Here is a 14,711-nt window from a genome sequence, read left to right as displayed (position 1 = left end):
CTACCGTTCCCCTGCAGCGCCCGGCCCGTCGCCCAGCGGGAGCCGGACCCGTACGACGGTGCCACCTCCCAGCCGCGCCGACGCCTCGAACGAGCCGCCGAGCTCCTCTGCCCGCTCACGCATCGAGGACAGGCCTACACCCGCGCGCCGGTCCGGTGCCAGACCCGAGCCCGTGTCGGCGACCTCGACGCGCAGGTCGCCGCCTTCGCGGGCCAGCACCACGGCGCAGCGGTCGGCCGCGCTGTGCCGCTGCACGTTGTTCACCGCCTCGACCACGATCCGGTACGCCGCCACCTCCACCGCGGCCGGCAGCGGCTCGAGGTCGTCGTCCGCCTCGACGGTCCACGGCACCCGCACTCCCCCGCCTCCCGAGGCGTGCTCCGCCGCGCGGTGCCGCAGCGCCGAGACCAGGCCGAGCTGGTCGAGCGCCGGTGGCCGCAGCCCCTCCACGAGGCGTCGTACCTCGGCGATGTCCTCGCGCGCCTGGTCCGACAGGCGCGCGACGAGGTCCGCGGCCTCCGCCGGGTCCTCGTGGATGAGGTCGGAGGCGGCTTCGAGCCGCATCGCCAGGGTCGCCAGCGAGGGGCCCAGCCCGTCGTGGAGGTCCCGGCGCAGCCTCCGGCGCTCCTCCTCGCGGGCCGCGACCAGCCGCTGGCGCGACATCTGCAGCTCGCGGTTGGCCGTCATCGCCTGGACGAGCGCGCCCACCTGGCTGCCGACGTCCTCGAGCAGCCGCCGATCCGCCGGCCCGAACGGGTCGCGGCCGACGTCGACCTCGACCCGGAGCCGACCGAGGGTGGTGCCGCCCACCGCCAGGTCGATGGTCGACGGCGTGCCGTACGACGTCCCGATGGAGGTGGCGAAGGACTCGGAGGTGCCCGTCGCGAAGACGTCCACTGCGGCGAAGGAGAGGTGCAGGCGCCGCGCCAGCAGCTCGAGCGCCTCGCGCAGCACGTCCTCCGGCGCGGTCACCGGGTCCAGCCGGCGCAGGTCGGACACCACGCGGTCGGGGAACACGCGGTCGCCGTAGACGAGCCGACGGACCAGGCGCTGCACGGCCACGGCGGCCGGGAGCAGGAGCAGCGCGAGCAGCCCGCCGGTGAGCATCGAGCCCACCGAGATGTCCGCGGCGGCGTCCACGGCGCGCACCAGCGCGACGAAGGCCGCGCCCACCACGACCAGCACCAGCGCCTGGACCAGGCCGCGGCGCACGCGCGGCTCGATCTCGTCGAGGTGGAACCGTGCGGCCGCGACGGCCACGCAGGCGAGCGGCACGCCGAGGGCCAGGGCCCCGAGGACGTCCCACTGCAGGGGCGCCGCCCCCGTCAGCCACACCGGCAGCTGGCCGAGGAAGACCCACGTGCCGAGGCCGGCACCGACCCCGAGCAGCACCAGGCGCGTGGCCAGGACCTCCTCGCGCTGCTCGGCACGAGCGTGGGCGAGGGCGGCCGCGCCGACGAGCGCCGGGACGATCGCCCACAGCGCCGGCACCGCGACCGTGGTGAGCACGTCGAGGCGGGCCGCGCGGGAGGCGGCGTCGTCGAGGGCGAGCCCGAGCCAGGCGGCGTACCCGACGAGCGGGGCGACGAGCGCGAGCACCGGCACCCACCGCCGCTGCGGTCCCGGCAGGCGGACCAGGGCGAGCACGGCGACGACCACCGCGACCAGGCCGAGGGCGGCCATGACCTCGCCGACTGCCTCGGGCCACACGCCGCGCGAACCCACCAGGTCGACCGCACCCACGCCGAACGGCGTCGAGGTCAGCATCGCGGGGAGCAGCGCCGCTGCGACGAGGAAGGCACGCGTCGACCCGGCCCGGGGGCGCGCCCAGAACGCCGCGGACCCCGCGACGAGGAGGGCGAGGGCGGCGAGCACGGCCCGCCACCCCGACCGCAGTGCTGCGGCGACCGGGTAGTCGACCAGGGTCACCTCGACCTGCTGGATCCGGTCCAGCGCCCCGCCCGAGCGGCGTACCTCGTAGCGGACGACGTCGCCCACCTCACGTCCGGGCGCGCCACCGCCGGCCAGCCAGTCCTCGACCGCGCGACCGTCGACCGCCTGCACCTCGTCGCCGGGCAGCAGCGGCGTGGAGCCGAACGTGCGGGCCACCGTGAGCGACTCGACCCTCCGCGTCCCGTCCGGCAGCAGGGACGACGCCAGGCTGGTGCCGTCGGAGGGCCCGGCCGTCAGCGCCAGCAGCAGCCAGCCGGCCGGAAGCGCCCACGCCACCGCGAGCACGAGCAGCCTGCCGGTGCGGGACATGGGGGCATCGTCCCGCGCCGGGCAGGTGCGCGGAAGTGGACGCGCGGCAGCCGTGCGCGCCTCGGGTCAGCAGCTGGAGCGCTTCTCGGCCGCCTTGCAGGTGTCGTTGCCGCCACGGCCGCGGGCGATGTCGAAGCCCTTGCCGCCGTCGAGGCGGTCGGGCTGGCGGGAGCCGGTCATCACGTCCGCGCCGCCGCGGCCGTAGATCTCCACGCGGTAGTCGGGGTTGGCGGTGACGACCTCCGAGTCGTTGCTGCCCTTGAAGATCGACAGGGTGCGGGCGGGGAGGACGACGTCGCTGAAGCCGGAGATCTTGCCCTCGAGCGTGTAGGGCTGGAGGTCGCGGATCGTGGTCTTCTTCATCTGGTCGATGCGCACCGTCGGCTTGAGCGCCGGGTTGGAGCTGGGTAGCAGGCGCAGCTTGTCCTGGCCGCCGTAGCCCTTGGCGACGAAGCCGGAGTCCACCGGCAGCGGGAAGGTCACGGTGTCGACGCCGCCGCCGCCGCGCATCACCTGGTGCAGCTCGGAGGTCGAGGTCAGGGCGTCCTCGCCCGTCCCCCCGACGAGGGTGTCGGAGCCGGAGGTGCCGCTGAGGGAGTCGTCGCCGGCCTCGCCGTAGAGCCGGTCGTTGCCGAGGGTGCTGCTGGTGTCGGCGACGATGGTGTCGTCACCGCCGCGTCCGAAGACGGTGTCGTCACCACCACGGGCGTAGATCGCGTCGTCGCCGTTGGTGCCCTTGATGGTGTCGCCGAGCTCGGAGCCGGCGACGCGGATGCCACGGCTGTATCCGGTGACGGTGTCGCTGCCGTTGGCGGTGATCGTCACGGTCGCCGCGGCGCGGAAGTCCACCACGACCGGCGCCGGGGCGTCGGCGTACGACACCCCGTCGAGGATGCGGGTCGTGCCCTCGCTGGCCTGCCGGAAGTCGAAGCCGAGGTCGATCGTGTCGTCGCCGAGCCCGCCGGAGATGGTGTCGCCCTTCATCACCGTGCGGCCGAACTGGTCGAGCCTGACCAGGTCGGCCTCGCCGTAGAGCCGGTCGTTGCCCTCGCCGCCGACGATGACGTCGGCACCGTCACCACCGCAGACCACGTCGTTGCCACCGCCGCCGCGGATCGTGTCGTTGCCGCCGCGGGCGACGATGACGTCGCGCTGCGGGGTGCCGTTGATCGTGTTGGCCTTGTTGTTGCCCACGATCGTGGCCTTCAGCCCGGCGCACGTGGGGGCGGCCGCGTGGGCCAGGGGCGCGACGGCCACCGGGGCGGCGATGCCCGCAGCGGCAACGAGCGCGGGGACGAGTGATCGGACGAGACGCATGCTGACTCCCAGGGATTAGTCGTTCGGGGTCTCCTACCGCATCCTGCGTCGCTCAAACCTCCGCGCGCCACCCTTCCGGCTAGGTCGCCAACCCGTCGGGCCCCTCCTCCAGGAGCGTGGTGAACTGCGCCTCGTCGAGGATCCGCAGGCCGAGCTGCTCGGCCTTGTCGGCCTTGGAGCCGGCGTTCTCGCCGACCACGACGTAGTCGGTGTTCTTGGAGACCGAGCCGGCCGCCTTGCCGCCGCGACTGATGATCGCCTCCTTCACCGAGTCGCGGGTGTAGTGCTCCAACGAGCCGGTCGCGACGATGGTGAGCCCCTCGAGCGTGCGCGCGACCGACGCGTCGCGCTCATCGGCCATCGACACCCCGTCGGCCTCCCACGCGTCGACGATCGCGCGGTGCCAGTCGACCTCGAACCAGGCGATCACGGCCTCGGCGATCGTGGGTCCCACCCCCTCCGCCGCGGCGAGCTCCTCCTCGGTGGCGGCGCGGATCGCGGCCATCGACTCGAACTCCTGGGCCAGCGCGCGGGCGGCCGTCGGGCCGACGTGGCGGATGGACAGCGCGACCAGCACCCGCCACAGCGGGACCTGCTTGGCCTTGTCGAGGTTGGCGGCGAGGCGCTCGCCGTTGGCGGACAGCTGCGGGCCCTCCTCCCCCTTCTTCGGCGCCCGGGTGAACAGCGGCGCCCTGACCAGCTGGTCACGGGTCAGCGAGAACAGGTCGCCCTCGTCGGTGATCACGCCGGCGTCGATGAGCGCTGAGGCCGCTTCGTAGCCGAGGCCCTCGATGTCGAAGGCGCCGCGGCCGGCCACGTGGAACACCCGCTCGCGGACCTGGGCCGGGCAGTGCTGGTGGTTGGGGCAGCGCAGGTCCTTGTCGCCCTCCTTCTGCTCCGCCAGCCGGGTGCCGCAGGACGGGCAGTCCTCCGGCATGACCCACTTCTCGAGGCCCTCGGGGCGCAGGCCGAGCACCGGCCCGACGATCTCGGGGATCACGTCGCCGGCCTTGCGCAGCACGACGGTGTCGCCGGGGCGCACGTCCTTGCGCTCCACCTCGTAGCGGTTGTGGAGGGTGGCGTTCTCGACGGTCGAGCCGGCCACCTTGGTCGGCTCCATCACGCCGTAGGGGGTGGCCCGGCCGGTGCGGCCGACGTTGACCCGGATGTCGAGCAGCTTGGCGTTGACCTCCTCGGGCGGGTACTTGAAGGCGATGGCCCACCGGGGGGCCCGCGACGTCGAGCCCATCCGCCGCTGGAGGGAGACCTCGTCGACCTTCACCACGACGCCGTCGATCTCGTAGGGGACGATCGAGTGGCGGTGCTCGCCGGCGTTCTCGATGTAGGCCTCGACGTCCTTGAGCGTGGGCACCACTCGCACCTGGTCGGACGTCGGCAGACCCCACGCCGAGAGCGCCTCGTAGGCGTGGGACTGGGCGACCGGCTCGAAGCCGCGCCGCTCGCCGATGCCGTGGCAGACCATGCCGAGCGCACGGCTCGCGGTCACGCGCGGGTCCTTCTGGCGCAACGAGCCGGCCGCGGCGTTGCGCGGGTTGGCGAAGGCCGGTCGACCCGCCTCGGTCATCGACACGTTGAGCCGCTCGAACGCCTCGACGGGGAGGAACACCTCGCCCCGGACCTCGAGCAGCGAAGGCACCGGGAACTCGTCGGTGCCGGTGAGGCGATGGGGCACCGAGTGGATGGTCTTGACGTTGGGGGTCACGTCCTCACCGGTGCGACCGTCGCCCCGGGTCAGCGCGCGGACCAGGCGACCGTCCTCGTAGAGCAGGTTGATCGCGAGGCCGTCGACCTTGAGCTCGCACAGCAGGTCGGGAGCGGACAGGCCCTCGCGCTGGAGGCGGGAGTACCACCCCTCGAGCTCGTCGTAGGAGAAGGCGTTGTCGAGGCTCTCCATCCGCTGGAGGTGGTCGACGGCGGTGAACTCGGTCGACACCGCGCCGCCGACCTTCTGGGTCGGCGAGTCGGGCGTGCGCAGCTCGGGATAGCTCTCCTCGAGCCCCTCGAGCTCGCGCAGCCGGACGTCGAAGTCGGCGTCGGAGAGCGTCGGGTCGTCGAGGACGTAGTAGCGCCACCGCGCGTCCTCCACCTGCTCGCTGAGCTCCTGGTGGCGCTCGCGCGCCTCGGGCGTGGCGCTGGCGACCTGGGGCTCGTCGGCGGGACTCATGGAGCACAGTCTGCCGCCCACCTCCGACACCTGGCGTACGCCCTCGCCGTGCTGCCCGGGAGGGCAGTGGTCTGGACCGGATGAAACGCATTTGTTCCATCCATCTGCCCGGGCTACGCTCGTGACGAAACGGAACCGTTTCGTTTCATTCTCCCGCCCACCTCGATCCCGGAGAGGACCCATGACGCCCATCGAAGCCGGCACCCGCCCCCGCGTGGAGGGCGAGCGCGAGCAGGAGATCCTCGGCGCCACCCTCGAGGTGCTCGCCGAGGTGGGCTACGACCTGCTCACCATGGACGCGGTCGCCACCCGGGCGAAGGCCTCCAAGGCCACCCTCTACCGGCGGTGGCGGGGCAAGCCCGAGCTCGTCGTCGCGGCCGTCACCTACCACCACGCGACGGCGACGACCGTGCCCGACACCGGCACGCTGCGCGGAGACCTCCTCGCCGCCTACTGCGGCAGCGGCGGCATCGACGATCCGAGGGCCCAGGCGGTCCTCGCCGCCGTGGTGACCGCCATGGGGCGCGACCCGGAGTTCGCCGAGGTCTACCGCCGCGACTTCATCGGTCCCAAGGTCGCCGCCTCACGCACGATCTACGAACGCGCCCGCGAGCGCGGCGAGGTCCACCCCGACGTCGACCTCACCATCCTCGCACCGTCGCTGGCCGGGATCGTGCTCCACCGTGCGTTCCTGCTCGGCGACGTCGTCACGCCCGAGCTGATCGGCCGGATCCTCGACGAGGTGATCCTCCCGGCCGCCCGCTGCGGCCCATTGTCAGACCCTTCCGCTTCACTCGACCCGACCCACGAACCCTGAGGAATCACATGACCGACCTGGCTCCGGTTGCCGACGAGGTGACCCCCGAGCAGCACAAGCGCCTGCGCTGGGCCCTCGTGCTCATCTCCCTGGCGCAGCTGATGGTGGTGCTCGACAGCACCATCGCCAACATCGCCCTGCCGTTCATCGGCAACGACCTGTCTATCGAGCAGGCCAACCTGCAGTGGATCGTCACCGGCTACGCCCTGACCTTCGGCGGCTTCCTGCTCCTCGGCGGCCGGCTGGCCGACCTGATGGGCCGACGCCTCATCTTCATGGTCGGCGTGCTGCTCTTCGCCGTCGCCTCGCTCGTGGGCGGCTTCGCCCAGAACGAGGCCATGCTGCTCGGCGCCCGCGCCTTCCAGGGCCTCGGTGCCGCGCTGGCCTCGCCTGCCGCGCTCGCCCTGATCGCCACCACCTTCCCGGCGGGCAAGGAGCGCAACCGCGCCTTCGCCGTGTACGCCGCGATGGCCGGCGTCGGTGCCGCCGTCGGCCTGATCCTGGGCGGCTGGCTCACCGGCCTCGACTCCCCGCTCGGCATCGAGGGCTGGCGCTACACCTTCCTCATCGTCGTCCCGATCGGCCTCGGCGCCGCGTTCTTCGCGCCGCGCTTCTTCGACGAGTCCGAGCGCCACGAGGGCGAGCTCGACATCCCCGGTGCGATCACCGGCACGGCCGGCCTGCTCGCCATCGTGTTCGGCCTGAGCCGCGCCGGCCAGGAGGAGTACGGCTGGGGCGCCACCAGCACCGTCCTCAGCCTCGCCCTCGGCGTGGCCCTCCTCGCGCTGTTCATCGTCGTCGAGACCCGGGTCCAGCACCCGCTGCTGCCGTTCCGGATCTTCGCCAGCCGCAACCGCGCGGCCGCCTTCGCGGTCATGATGATCGTCCCCGCGGCGATGTTCGCGATGTTCTTCTTCCTGTCGCTGTTCATCCAGCTCGTGGTGGGCTACTCCCCGCTCCACACCGGCTTCGCGTTCCTGCCGTTCTCGATCGCGATGATCATCTCGGCGACCGCGGCGTCCAAGCTCGTCAGCACGGTCGACCCCCGCTTCCTGTCCGGCATCGGCACGATCCTCTCCGCCATCGCGCTGTTCGGCTTCAGCCGGCTCGACGTGCCCGACAGCCCCACCGGGATCCTCGACGCCGTGGCCGGCGGCGGCCACCTCGGCGACGGCGTGAACTACTGGACCCACGTCCTGCCGTTCATCGTGCTGATGGCCTTCGGCATGGGGCTCAACTTCGTCCCGCTCACGCTGGTCGCGGTGCACCGCCTGCGCGCGCAGGACTCCGGCATCGGGTCGGGCGTGCTCAACACGATGCAGCAGGTCGGCGGCGCGCTGGGCCTGGCCACGCTCAGCACGGTCGCGCTGCACTTCTCGCAGTCGCGGACCGAGGAGGTCGCCCCCCAGCTGGGCGCCGCGGCCCAGGGCCAGCTCACCCCGGACCAGCTCGGTCCGATCGCCGGGATCGTCGGCTTCGCCGATGGTGCCACGAGCGCCTTCCTGGTCGGCTCGATCATGATGCTGGCGGCCTCGGTCATCGTGTGGATCTTCCTCGACGTCCACCACGACGAGCTCGCGACCGACGACGCCCCTGAGGGCGTGGCCGTGCACTGAGGCACCACCTCAACCGCCTGCGAGGGAGGATCTCCGGTGACGGAGGTCCTCCCTCCGCGCTCCCCCACCCATCCGTGACCGTCCCGGCTCCGAAGGAGACGCGTGAGTGACCCGCTCCTGACGACGTACGACGCCCCGGGCCGGGCCCGCGCGGTCGCCCTCGTCCTGCACGGCGGCAGGCCACGCTCGAGCCAGGCGGTCGACGGCCGGAGCGCCTCGTGGCGACGCGCGCTGTGGCTGCAGCGCAGCATCGCGCGACAGGCGCACGAGGCCGGCGTCGGCGTCTGGCTGGTCCGCTACCGCGAGCGCGGGTGGAACGGCGGCGAGCGCCTCGACGACGCCCGGTGGGCCCTCGGCCGGGTCCGTGCCGCGCACGGCGACGTGCCCGTGGTGCTCCTCGGCCACTCCATGGGGGCGCGTGTCGCGGTCCACGTCGCCGACGACCCGTCGGTGGTCGGGGTCGTGGGGCTGGCCCCGTGGTGGTCGGCCCACGACCCCGTCGAGCCCCTGGCCGGTCGGGTGCTGCACGCCGCACACGGGCGGCGCGACCGCATCACGTCCTTCGGTGAGACCGCCCGATACGTCGAGCGGGCGCGCTCGGTCGCCGACGGCGCCGACCTGCGCGACATGGGTCCGCTCGGCCACTACATGCTCACCGCGTCCGCGCGCTGGCACGAGGTGGCCCTCGAGTCGGTCCTCGACGTGCTCGACCGGACCCGCTGCCCGGGGACCTGACCCAGCGGCTGCCGCCGGCGTGCCACCCGCGGACGCCCATGGCGGCCTCGGCCGGTCAGAGGTTCCGCGCGACGGTCGCCGAGAGCCGCACCGCGCGGGCCGCCCAGCCGGTCGTGGCACCGGCCAGCCCGCACGCCGGCGTCACGACGGCCGCACCGCCGAGCGCCTCGAGGTCGAGCCCGAGCATGTCGAACCAGCGCTGCACCCGCTCGGTGAGCCGGGCGTCGGACGCCCCGCCCTCCGGCTCGAGGGACGGTACGACGCCCAGCGCGGTCGTGCGCCCGCCCTCGAGCGCCTCGGCGAAGGTGTCGAGGTCCTCCGGGCCGAGCATCGACAGGTCGGCCGACAGCCCGGCCGCCCCAGCGCCCGCGACGATCGACCACGGCGTCTGCGGCGCGCACGAGTGCACCCAGGGCTCGGCCCCGGCGTCGCTGATCGCGCCGAGGACCCACTCGAGGTGCGCCGAGGCCTCGGGGAGGTCGACGCGGCGGTGCCGGCCATAGCCGCTGGCGGTCGGCACCCGGCCGGCCACGACGGCCGCGAGCGCAGGCTCGTCGACCTGCACCACGAGCCGGTCCACCCCGGCGAGGCGCCGCCGTAGGTCGGCCACGTGGGCGGCCAGGCCCTCGGCCAACGCCTGGGCGAGCTCGCGCCGGGCACCGTGGTCGCTGAGCACCTTGTCGCCGCGCGGCTTCTCGACCGTCGCGGCGAGCGTCCACGGGCCGGCGACCTGGGTCTTGAACGCCCCGGTCCAGCCCTGCGCGAGCTCCTCGACGGTGTCGAGGTCCTGGGCGAGCAACGAGCGGGCGCGCCGGTGGTCGACCCCGCTGGCATCGGTGAGGCGCCAGCCGGCCGGCTGCAGGTCGGCCGCCAGGCCCTCGACGACGGCCAGCCCACGGCCGGTCATGCCGGCGGTGACGCCGCGCGCGGGCAGCTCCGGCACGTGCGGCAGGTCGGGGAGCTCCCCCAGCACCAGGCGCGTCGCCTCGGCGAAGTCGGTGCCCGGCAGGGACCCGACACCGGTCGCGGTGCTCATCGGTCCCCCGCCTCGGCCAGCAGCCGCGCGGCCGCGCCGTCGACGGAGCGGGTCGAGGCGCTGACCACTGCCACGCCGACGCCGTGCACCCGGTCGATGCCGACGAAGGAGCGGAAGCCGCCGGTCCCGCCGTTGTGCCAGGTCACCTCGCGACGCAGCAGGTCGCCGGTGAGCCAGCCCGCGCCGATGCGCTGCTTCCCGACGAAGGAGGTGCGCGGGTCCAGCGCGTCGGCGCCCGGCACCGTCCGGTCGAGCAGCGCGCGGAGCAGGACGGCGAGGTCGACCGCCGACGACCGGACGCCGCCGGCCGGGGCGATCGCCCCGTTGGCCCACGGCTCCACGACGCGGCCGGCGCGGTTGCGCGGCGCGACCGCACCCGGCCGCAGGTCCCCCGCCGACACCGGCACGTAGGTGTCGACCAGTCCGAGAGGCGCCGCGAGGCGCTGCGCAACCAGGTCGGCGTACGTCGTGCGCGCGGCGGCGGCGACGGCGTGCCCGAGCAGCTGGAAGCCGAGGTTGGAGTAGCTGGGCCGTCCGCGCCGGCGGACCGTGACCCGGTCGAGCCCGGCCAGCAGCGCGGGAAGGTCCTCGCGGTAGGGGTTGCGGCCATCCCGCCACAGCTCCCAGGTGCGGCGCAGCACCTGCCCGCCCGGCGCCAGTCGCGGGAGGCCGGAGGAGTGCGTGGCCAGGTCGGCCAGCGCGATGGCGCCGATCGGACCGGTGACGGGCAGGTGGTCGCCCAGGACAGCCGCCTCGGCGACCTCCCCGCGCGCCACCGCGTCGCGCCACAGCAGTCCGGTGACGCCCTTGGAGACCGACCCGAGCTCCACGTCGTCGTGGACGCCGGCCCCGACCGCGTCCACCTCCGGACCCTCCGGGGTCACCAGCGCGACGACGTACGTCGTGTGCCGGGAGCCGAGCAGCGCTCCGGCCCGGTGGGCGAGGGTGCTCATGCAGTGACGACCTCGACGGGACGGGTCGCGTCGATCGTGGCCGACCCCACGACACGGGTGCCGTCGTAGATCACGGCCGCCTGACCGGGCGCGATGCCCTGGGCGGGCTCGTGGAGCTCGATCTCGACACGGTCGCCCTCGACCACCACGGTCGCCCGGTGCTCGGCACCGTGCGCCCGGAGCTGGACGGTCCCGTCCACCCGCTCCGGGACGGTGCCGCACCAGCGCGGCCGGATGCCCGAGACGTGCCCGACGGCCAGCCGCTCGCGGGGTCCGACGGTGACCGTGCCGCTGACCGGCTCGATGTCGAGCACGAACCGCGGCTTCCCGTCGGCCGCCGGGACGCCCAGCCGGAGCCCGCGTCGCTGGCCGATGGTGAAGCCGTAGGTGCCGTCGTGGCTGCCGACCGTCTCCCCCGTCGTCACGTCGACGATGTCGCCGCCGTGGTTGGGGGCGCGGTCGCCGAGCTTCTCCCGGAGCCAGCCGGCGTTGTCGCCGTCGGCGACGAAGCAGATGTCGTGGGAGTCCGGCTTGTCGGCGACCAGCAGGCCGCGGGCCTGCGCCTCGCGCCGTACGGCCGGCTTGTCGGTGTCGCCGAGCGGGAAGAGGGAGTGCCGCAGCTGCTCCTGGTCGAGCACGCCGAGGACGTAGGACTGGTCCTTGCCGTGGTCGGCGGCCCGGTGCATCTCGATGAGCCCGTCGGCGCCGGTGCGCAGCTGCGCGTAGTGGCCGGTCGCGACAGCGTCGAACCCGAGCGCGAGCGCCCGGTCCAGCACGGCGGCGAACTTGATCTTCTCGTTGCACCGCAGGCAGGGGTTCGGCGTGCGGCCGGCGGCGTACTCGTCCATGAAGTCCTCCACGACGTCCTCGTGGAAGCGGTCGGAGAGGTCCCAGACGTAGAACGGGATGCCGATCACGTCGGCGGCGCGGCGCGCGTCGTTGCTGTCCTCGATGGTGCAGCAGCCCCGAGCGCCAGAGCGGTACGACGCCGGGTTGCGGCTGAGGGCGAGGTGGACGCCGGTCACCTCGTGACCGGCCTCGACGGCGCGGGCCGCGGCGACGGCGGAGTCCACGCCGCCCGACATCGCGGCGACGACCCTCATCAACGCACCTTGGCGGCCCGGGCGCGCTCGACCACGGGCCCGATCGCCTCGACGAGGGCGTCGACGTCGGCCGGGGTCGTCGAGTGCCCGAGGGTGAACCGCAGCGAGTGGCGGGCCTGGTCGTCGTCGCAGCCCATCGCCAGCAGCACGTGCGAGGGCTGCGGCACGCCCGCCGAGCACGCCGACCCGGTGGAGCACTCGATGCCGCGGGCGTCGAGGAGCATCAGCAGGGAGTCCCCCTCGCAGCCCGGGAAGCCGATGTGCGCGTTGCCGGGCAGCCGCAGCGGGCCGCACGGGGTCCCGTGCAGGTGGGCGTCGGGGACGACCTCGACCACCCGGCGGACCAGGTCGTCGCGCAGGGTCGCGACCCGCACCGCGTGCTCGTGCTGGGCCTTGACCGACGCCTCCACGGCCGCCGCGAGACCCGCGATCGCGGGCACGTCGAGCGTGCCGCTGCGGATGTCGCGCTCCTGCCCGCCTCCGTGCACGAGCGCGCTCACCGCGAGGTCGCGGCGCACCACCAGCGCGCCGACGCCGTACGGGCCGCCGACCTTGTGGCCGGTGAAGGTCAACGCGTCGACGCCGCACGCGGCGAAGTCCACGGGCACCTGCCCCACCGCCTGCACCGCGTCGGTGTGGACGGGGATCGCGTGCTCGGCGGCGATCGCCACCACCTCGTCGATCGGCTGGAGCGAGCCGACCTCGTTGTTGGCCCACATCACCGAGACGAGGGCCACCGAGGCAGGGTCGCGGGCCACCGACTCGCGGAGCGCATCGACGTCGAGGACGCCCTGCGACGAGACGGGCAGCAGCTCGACCTCGGCACCGTCGCTCTCCGAGAGCCAGTGCAGCGGGTCGAGGACGGCGTGGTGCTCGATCGCGGTGGACAGGATGCGGGTACGACGCGGGTCCTCGGCGCGCCGGGACCAGAAGATGCCCTTGATCGCGAGGTTGTCGGACTCGGTGCCGCCGGAGGTGAACACGACGTCGCCTGGGCGGGCCCCGATGACGCCCGCGATGGTCTCGCGCGACTCCTCCACGACCCTGCGCGCACCGCGACCCGAGGCATGCAGCGAGCTCGCGTTGCCGACCCCGGTGAGCTGGCGGGTCATCGCCTCGACCGCGACCGGCAGCATCGGCGTGGTCGCGGCGTGGTCGAGGTAGACGATGCGCTCGCTCATGACCTGCCAAGCCTACGGGGCGACCGGAGTCACTCCGCCATCGTGCCGTCCAGCCAGGCGTGGCCGGGGTACAGCCGGCTCACCGCCTCGCGCAGCCAGGCCCGTGCCGACGGGTCCAGCAGCGGCCAGGTGACGGCGAGGTCGCGGTCGTCCTTGGGTCGCGCCGGCAGGGCCTTGTAGAGCAGCGTGACCTCCGGGCGCTGGTAGCGGACCCCGGAGTCCGCGACCCAGGTGACCTCGTCCAGAGGTGCGACGTGGTCGGGGTCCCGCTTGCTGGTCCAGAGCCCGTCGCGGTCGGGAGTGGGCACCATGTCGATCACCCACGGCTCGGCGGCGCTGCGCCGGATCCAGACCTGGCTGCCGACGTCGAGCACCTCGGGGAACCGGTCGTCGAACGGGCGCAGGGTCCCGCCGTGGTTGCTCCAGAGGTTCCACTCGTCGCCGACGTGCTCGCGGAACGCGCCGAGGTCGCACCCCAGGATCGAGACGTCGACGTCCTCGTGCTCGCGCGGCCGGCCGGTGAACGCCTCGATCGACCAGCCGCCGACGATCCACCACGGCCGGTCGAAGCCGGCCATCAGCTCGACGACCCCGTCTGGGTCGAGCGAGTCCCACGCGCCGTACCACCGGAAGAACCGCTCGTCCTCCGCCACCTCCTCGGGTGTGCGGCGCAGCGGCTCCCGCTCCTCCTCCATGGAGCGACGCTAGCGCCGCGACACCCTCGCGCGAAGGTTCCGGCGCTGGCCCGCTGATGGTTCATCACGGTATGTCGACGAACAGGCACTTCCCACGATCACCTGACGCCGGGAAGTGCGGGTTCGCCTGCATACCGTGATGAACCGTTAGTGGGGGCGGGAGCGGCAGGGGGCCGGTGGGACTAGTCGAGCAGGACGAGGTCGTCGCGGTGGATGACCTCGCGCTCGTACGCCGCCCCGAGCGCCGCCTTGAGCTCCCGGGTGGAGCGGCCGAGGAGCGCCGGGAGCTCGTCGGCGTCGAAGTTGACCAGGCCCCGTGCGACGGGCGAGCCGCTGGGGTCCAGGACGTCGACCGCGTCGCCGGCGACGAAGCTCCCGTCGACGGCGGTGATGCCGGCGGCCAGGAGCGAGGCGCGCCGCTCGACGACCGCGCGCACGGCGCCGGCGTCGAGGGTCAGCGTGCCCTGCCCCGAGGTGGCGTGCGCCAGCCAGAGCAGCCGGGTCGGGCGCCGCTTGCCCGTGGCCTCGAAGAGGGTGCCGACGTCGGCCCCGGCGAGCGCAGCGGCTGCCTGGTCGGCCGAGGTGAGGACCACGTCGATGCCGGCGCCGGTCGCGATCCGGGCGGCGTCGACCTTGGTGGTCATCCCGCCCGTCCCGACGCCGGCAGCACCGGCCGAGCCGATGGTCACCGCCGCGAGGTCGTCCTCGGAACGCACCACCGGGACCAGGCGGGAGCCCTCCCGGCTCGGCGGGCCGTCGTAGAGCCCGTCGACGTCGGAGAGCAGCACGAGCAGGTCGGCGTGCACGAGGT

At 73.9% G+C, this 14,711-nt stretch carries 12 protein-coding genes; 3 read left to right on the top strand and 9 right to left on the bottom strand.

Features of this window, described 5'->3' with window-relative positions:
* The 3 genes from Q9S36_RS38800 to ligA form a co-directional block, all read right to left on the bottom strand.
* Positions 1-2,262: a sensor histidine kinase gene (locus Q9S36_RS38800; protein WP_311290108.1), complete on the bottom strand. Its 2,262-nt coding sequence runs from the start codon at positions 2,260-2,262 to the stop codon at positions 1-3.
* Between the two features lie 66 nt (positions 2,263-2,328).
* Positions 2,329-3,579, bottom strand: a complete 1,251-nt coding sequence (locus Q9S36_RS38795; RefSeq protein WP_311290107.1) for a calcium-binding protein — start codon at positions 3,577-3,579, stop codon at positions 2,329-2,331.
* 79 nt (positions 3,580-3,658) lie between these two features.
* Positions 3,659-5,764: an NAD-dependent DNA ligase LigA gene (gene ligA, locus Q9S36_RS38790; RefSeq protein ID WP_311290106.1), complete on the bottom strand. Its 2,106-nt coding sequence runs from the start codon at positions 5,762-5,764 to the stop codon at positions 3,659-3,661.
* A 181-nt stretch (positions 5,765-5,945) separates the two neighbouring features.
* On the opposite strand from ligA, the gene Q9S36_RS38785 reads away from it, so the two are divergent.
* The 3 genes from Q9S36_RS38785 (at position 5,946) to Q9S36_RS38775 (ending at position 8,932) form a co-directional block, all read left to right on the top strand.
* The gene (locus tag Q9S36_RS38785; RefSeq protein ID WP_311290105.1) at positions 5,946-6,581 is read left to right on the top strand and encodes a TetR/AcrR family transcriptional regulator; all 636 of its coding nucleotides are present in this window, start codon (positions 5,946-5,948) and stop codon (positions 6,579-6,581) included.
* An 8-nt stretch (positions 6,582-6,589) separates the two neighbouring features.
* Entirely contained in the window at positions 6,590-8,197 is a 1,608-nt protein-coding gene (locus Q9S36_RS38780) for an MFS transporter (protein ID WP_311290104.1), read from the top strand.
* A gap of 102 nt (positions 8,198-8,299) precedes the next feature.
* Entirely contained in the window at positions 8,300-8,932 is a 633-nt protein-coding gene (locus Q9S36_RS38775; protein ID WP_311290103.1) for an alpha/beta fold hydrolase, read from the top strand.
* A 55-nt stretch (positions 8,933-8,987) separates the two neighbouring features.
* On the opposite strand, the gene Q9S36_RS38770 is transcribed toward Q9S36_RS38775, so the two are convergent.
* The 6 genes from Q9S36_RS38770 to proB all read right to left on the bottom strand — a co-directional run.
* Positions 8,988-9,968: a methionine synthase gene (locus Q9S36_RS38770; RefSeq protein ID WP_311290102.1), complete on the bottom strand. Its 981-nt coding sequence runs from the start codon at positions 9,966-9,968 to the stop codon at positions 8,988-8,990.
* Positions 9,965-10,921, bottom strand: a complete 957-nt coding sequence (locus tag Q9S36_RS38765; protein WP_311290101.1) for a serine hydrolase domain-containing protein — start codon at positions 10,919-10,921, stop codon at positions 9,965-9,967. Before Q9S36_RS38765 ends, Q9S36_RS38770 begins: the two co-directional genes overlap by 4 nt.
* On the bottom strand, positions 10,918-12,024 hold the full coding sequence (gene mnmA, locus Q9S36_RS38760) for a tRNA 2-thiouridine(34) synthase MnmA (protein WP_311290100.1): 1,107 nt from the start codon (positions 12,022-12,024) through the stop codon (positions 10,918-10,920). The genes Q9S36_RS38765 and mnmA overlap by 4 nt, the downstream gene beginning before the upstream one ends.
* Positions 12,024-13,205 (bottom strand): cysteine desulfurase family protein, encoded by a 1,182-nt coding sequence (locus Q9S36_RS38755; RefSeq protein ID WP_311290099.1) that lies wholly within the window; start codon positions 13,203-13,205, stop codon positions 12,024-12,026. The genes mnmA and Q9S36_RS38755 overlap by 1 nt, the downstream gene beginning before the upstream one ends.
* Before the next feature lie 29 nt (positions 13,206-13,234).
* Positions 13,235-13,900, bottom strand: a complete 666-nt coding sequence (locus tag Q9S36_RS38750) for a nucleotidyltransferase domain-containing protein (RefSeq protein WP_311290098.1) — start codon at positions 13,898-13,900, stop codon at positions 13,235-13,237.
* Between the two features lie 182 nt (positions 13,901-14,082).
* On the bottom strand, positions 14,083-14,711 hold a 629-nt coding region (proB, locus tag Q9S36_RS38745), incomplete at its 5' end, for a glutamate 5-kinase (protein ID WP_311290097.1).

Source organism: Microbacterium sp. ARD31, from assembly GCF_031844425.1.
The sequence above is the reverse complement of the archived record's forward strand: the minus strand, read 5'-3'. Positions and strand labels throughout refer to the sequence as shown.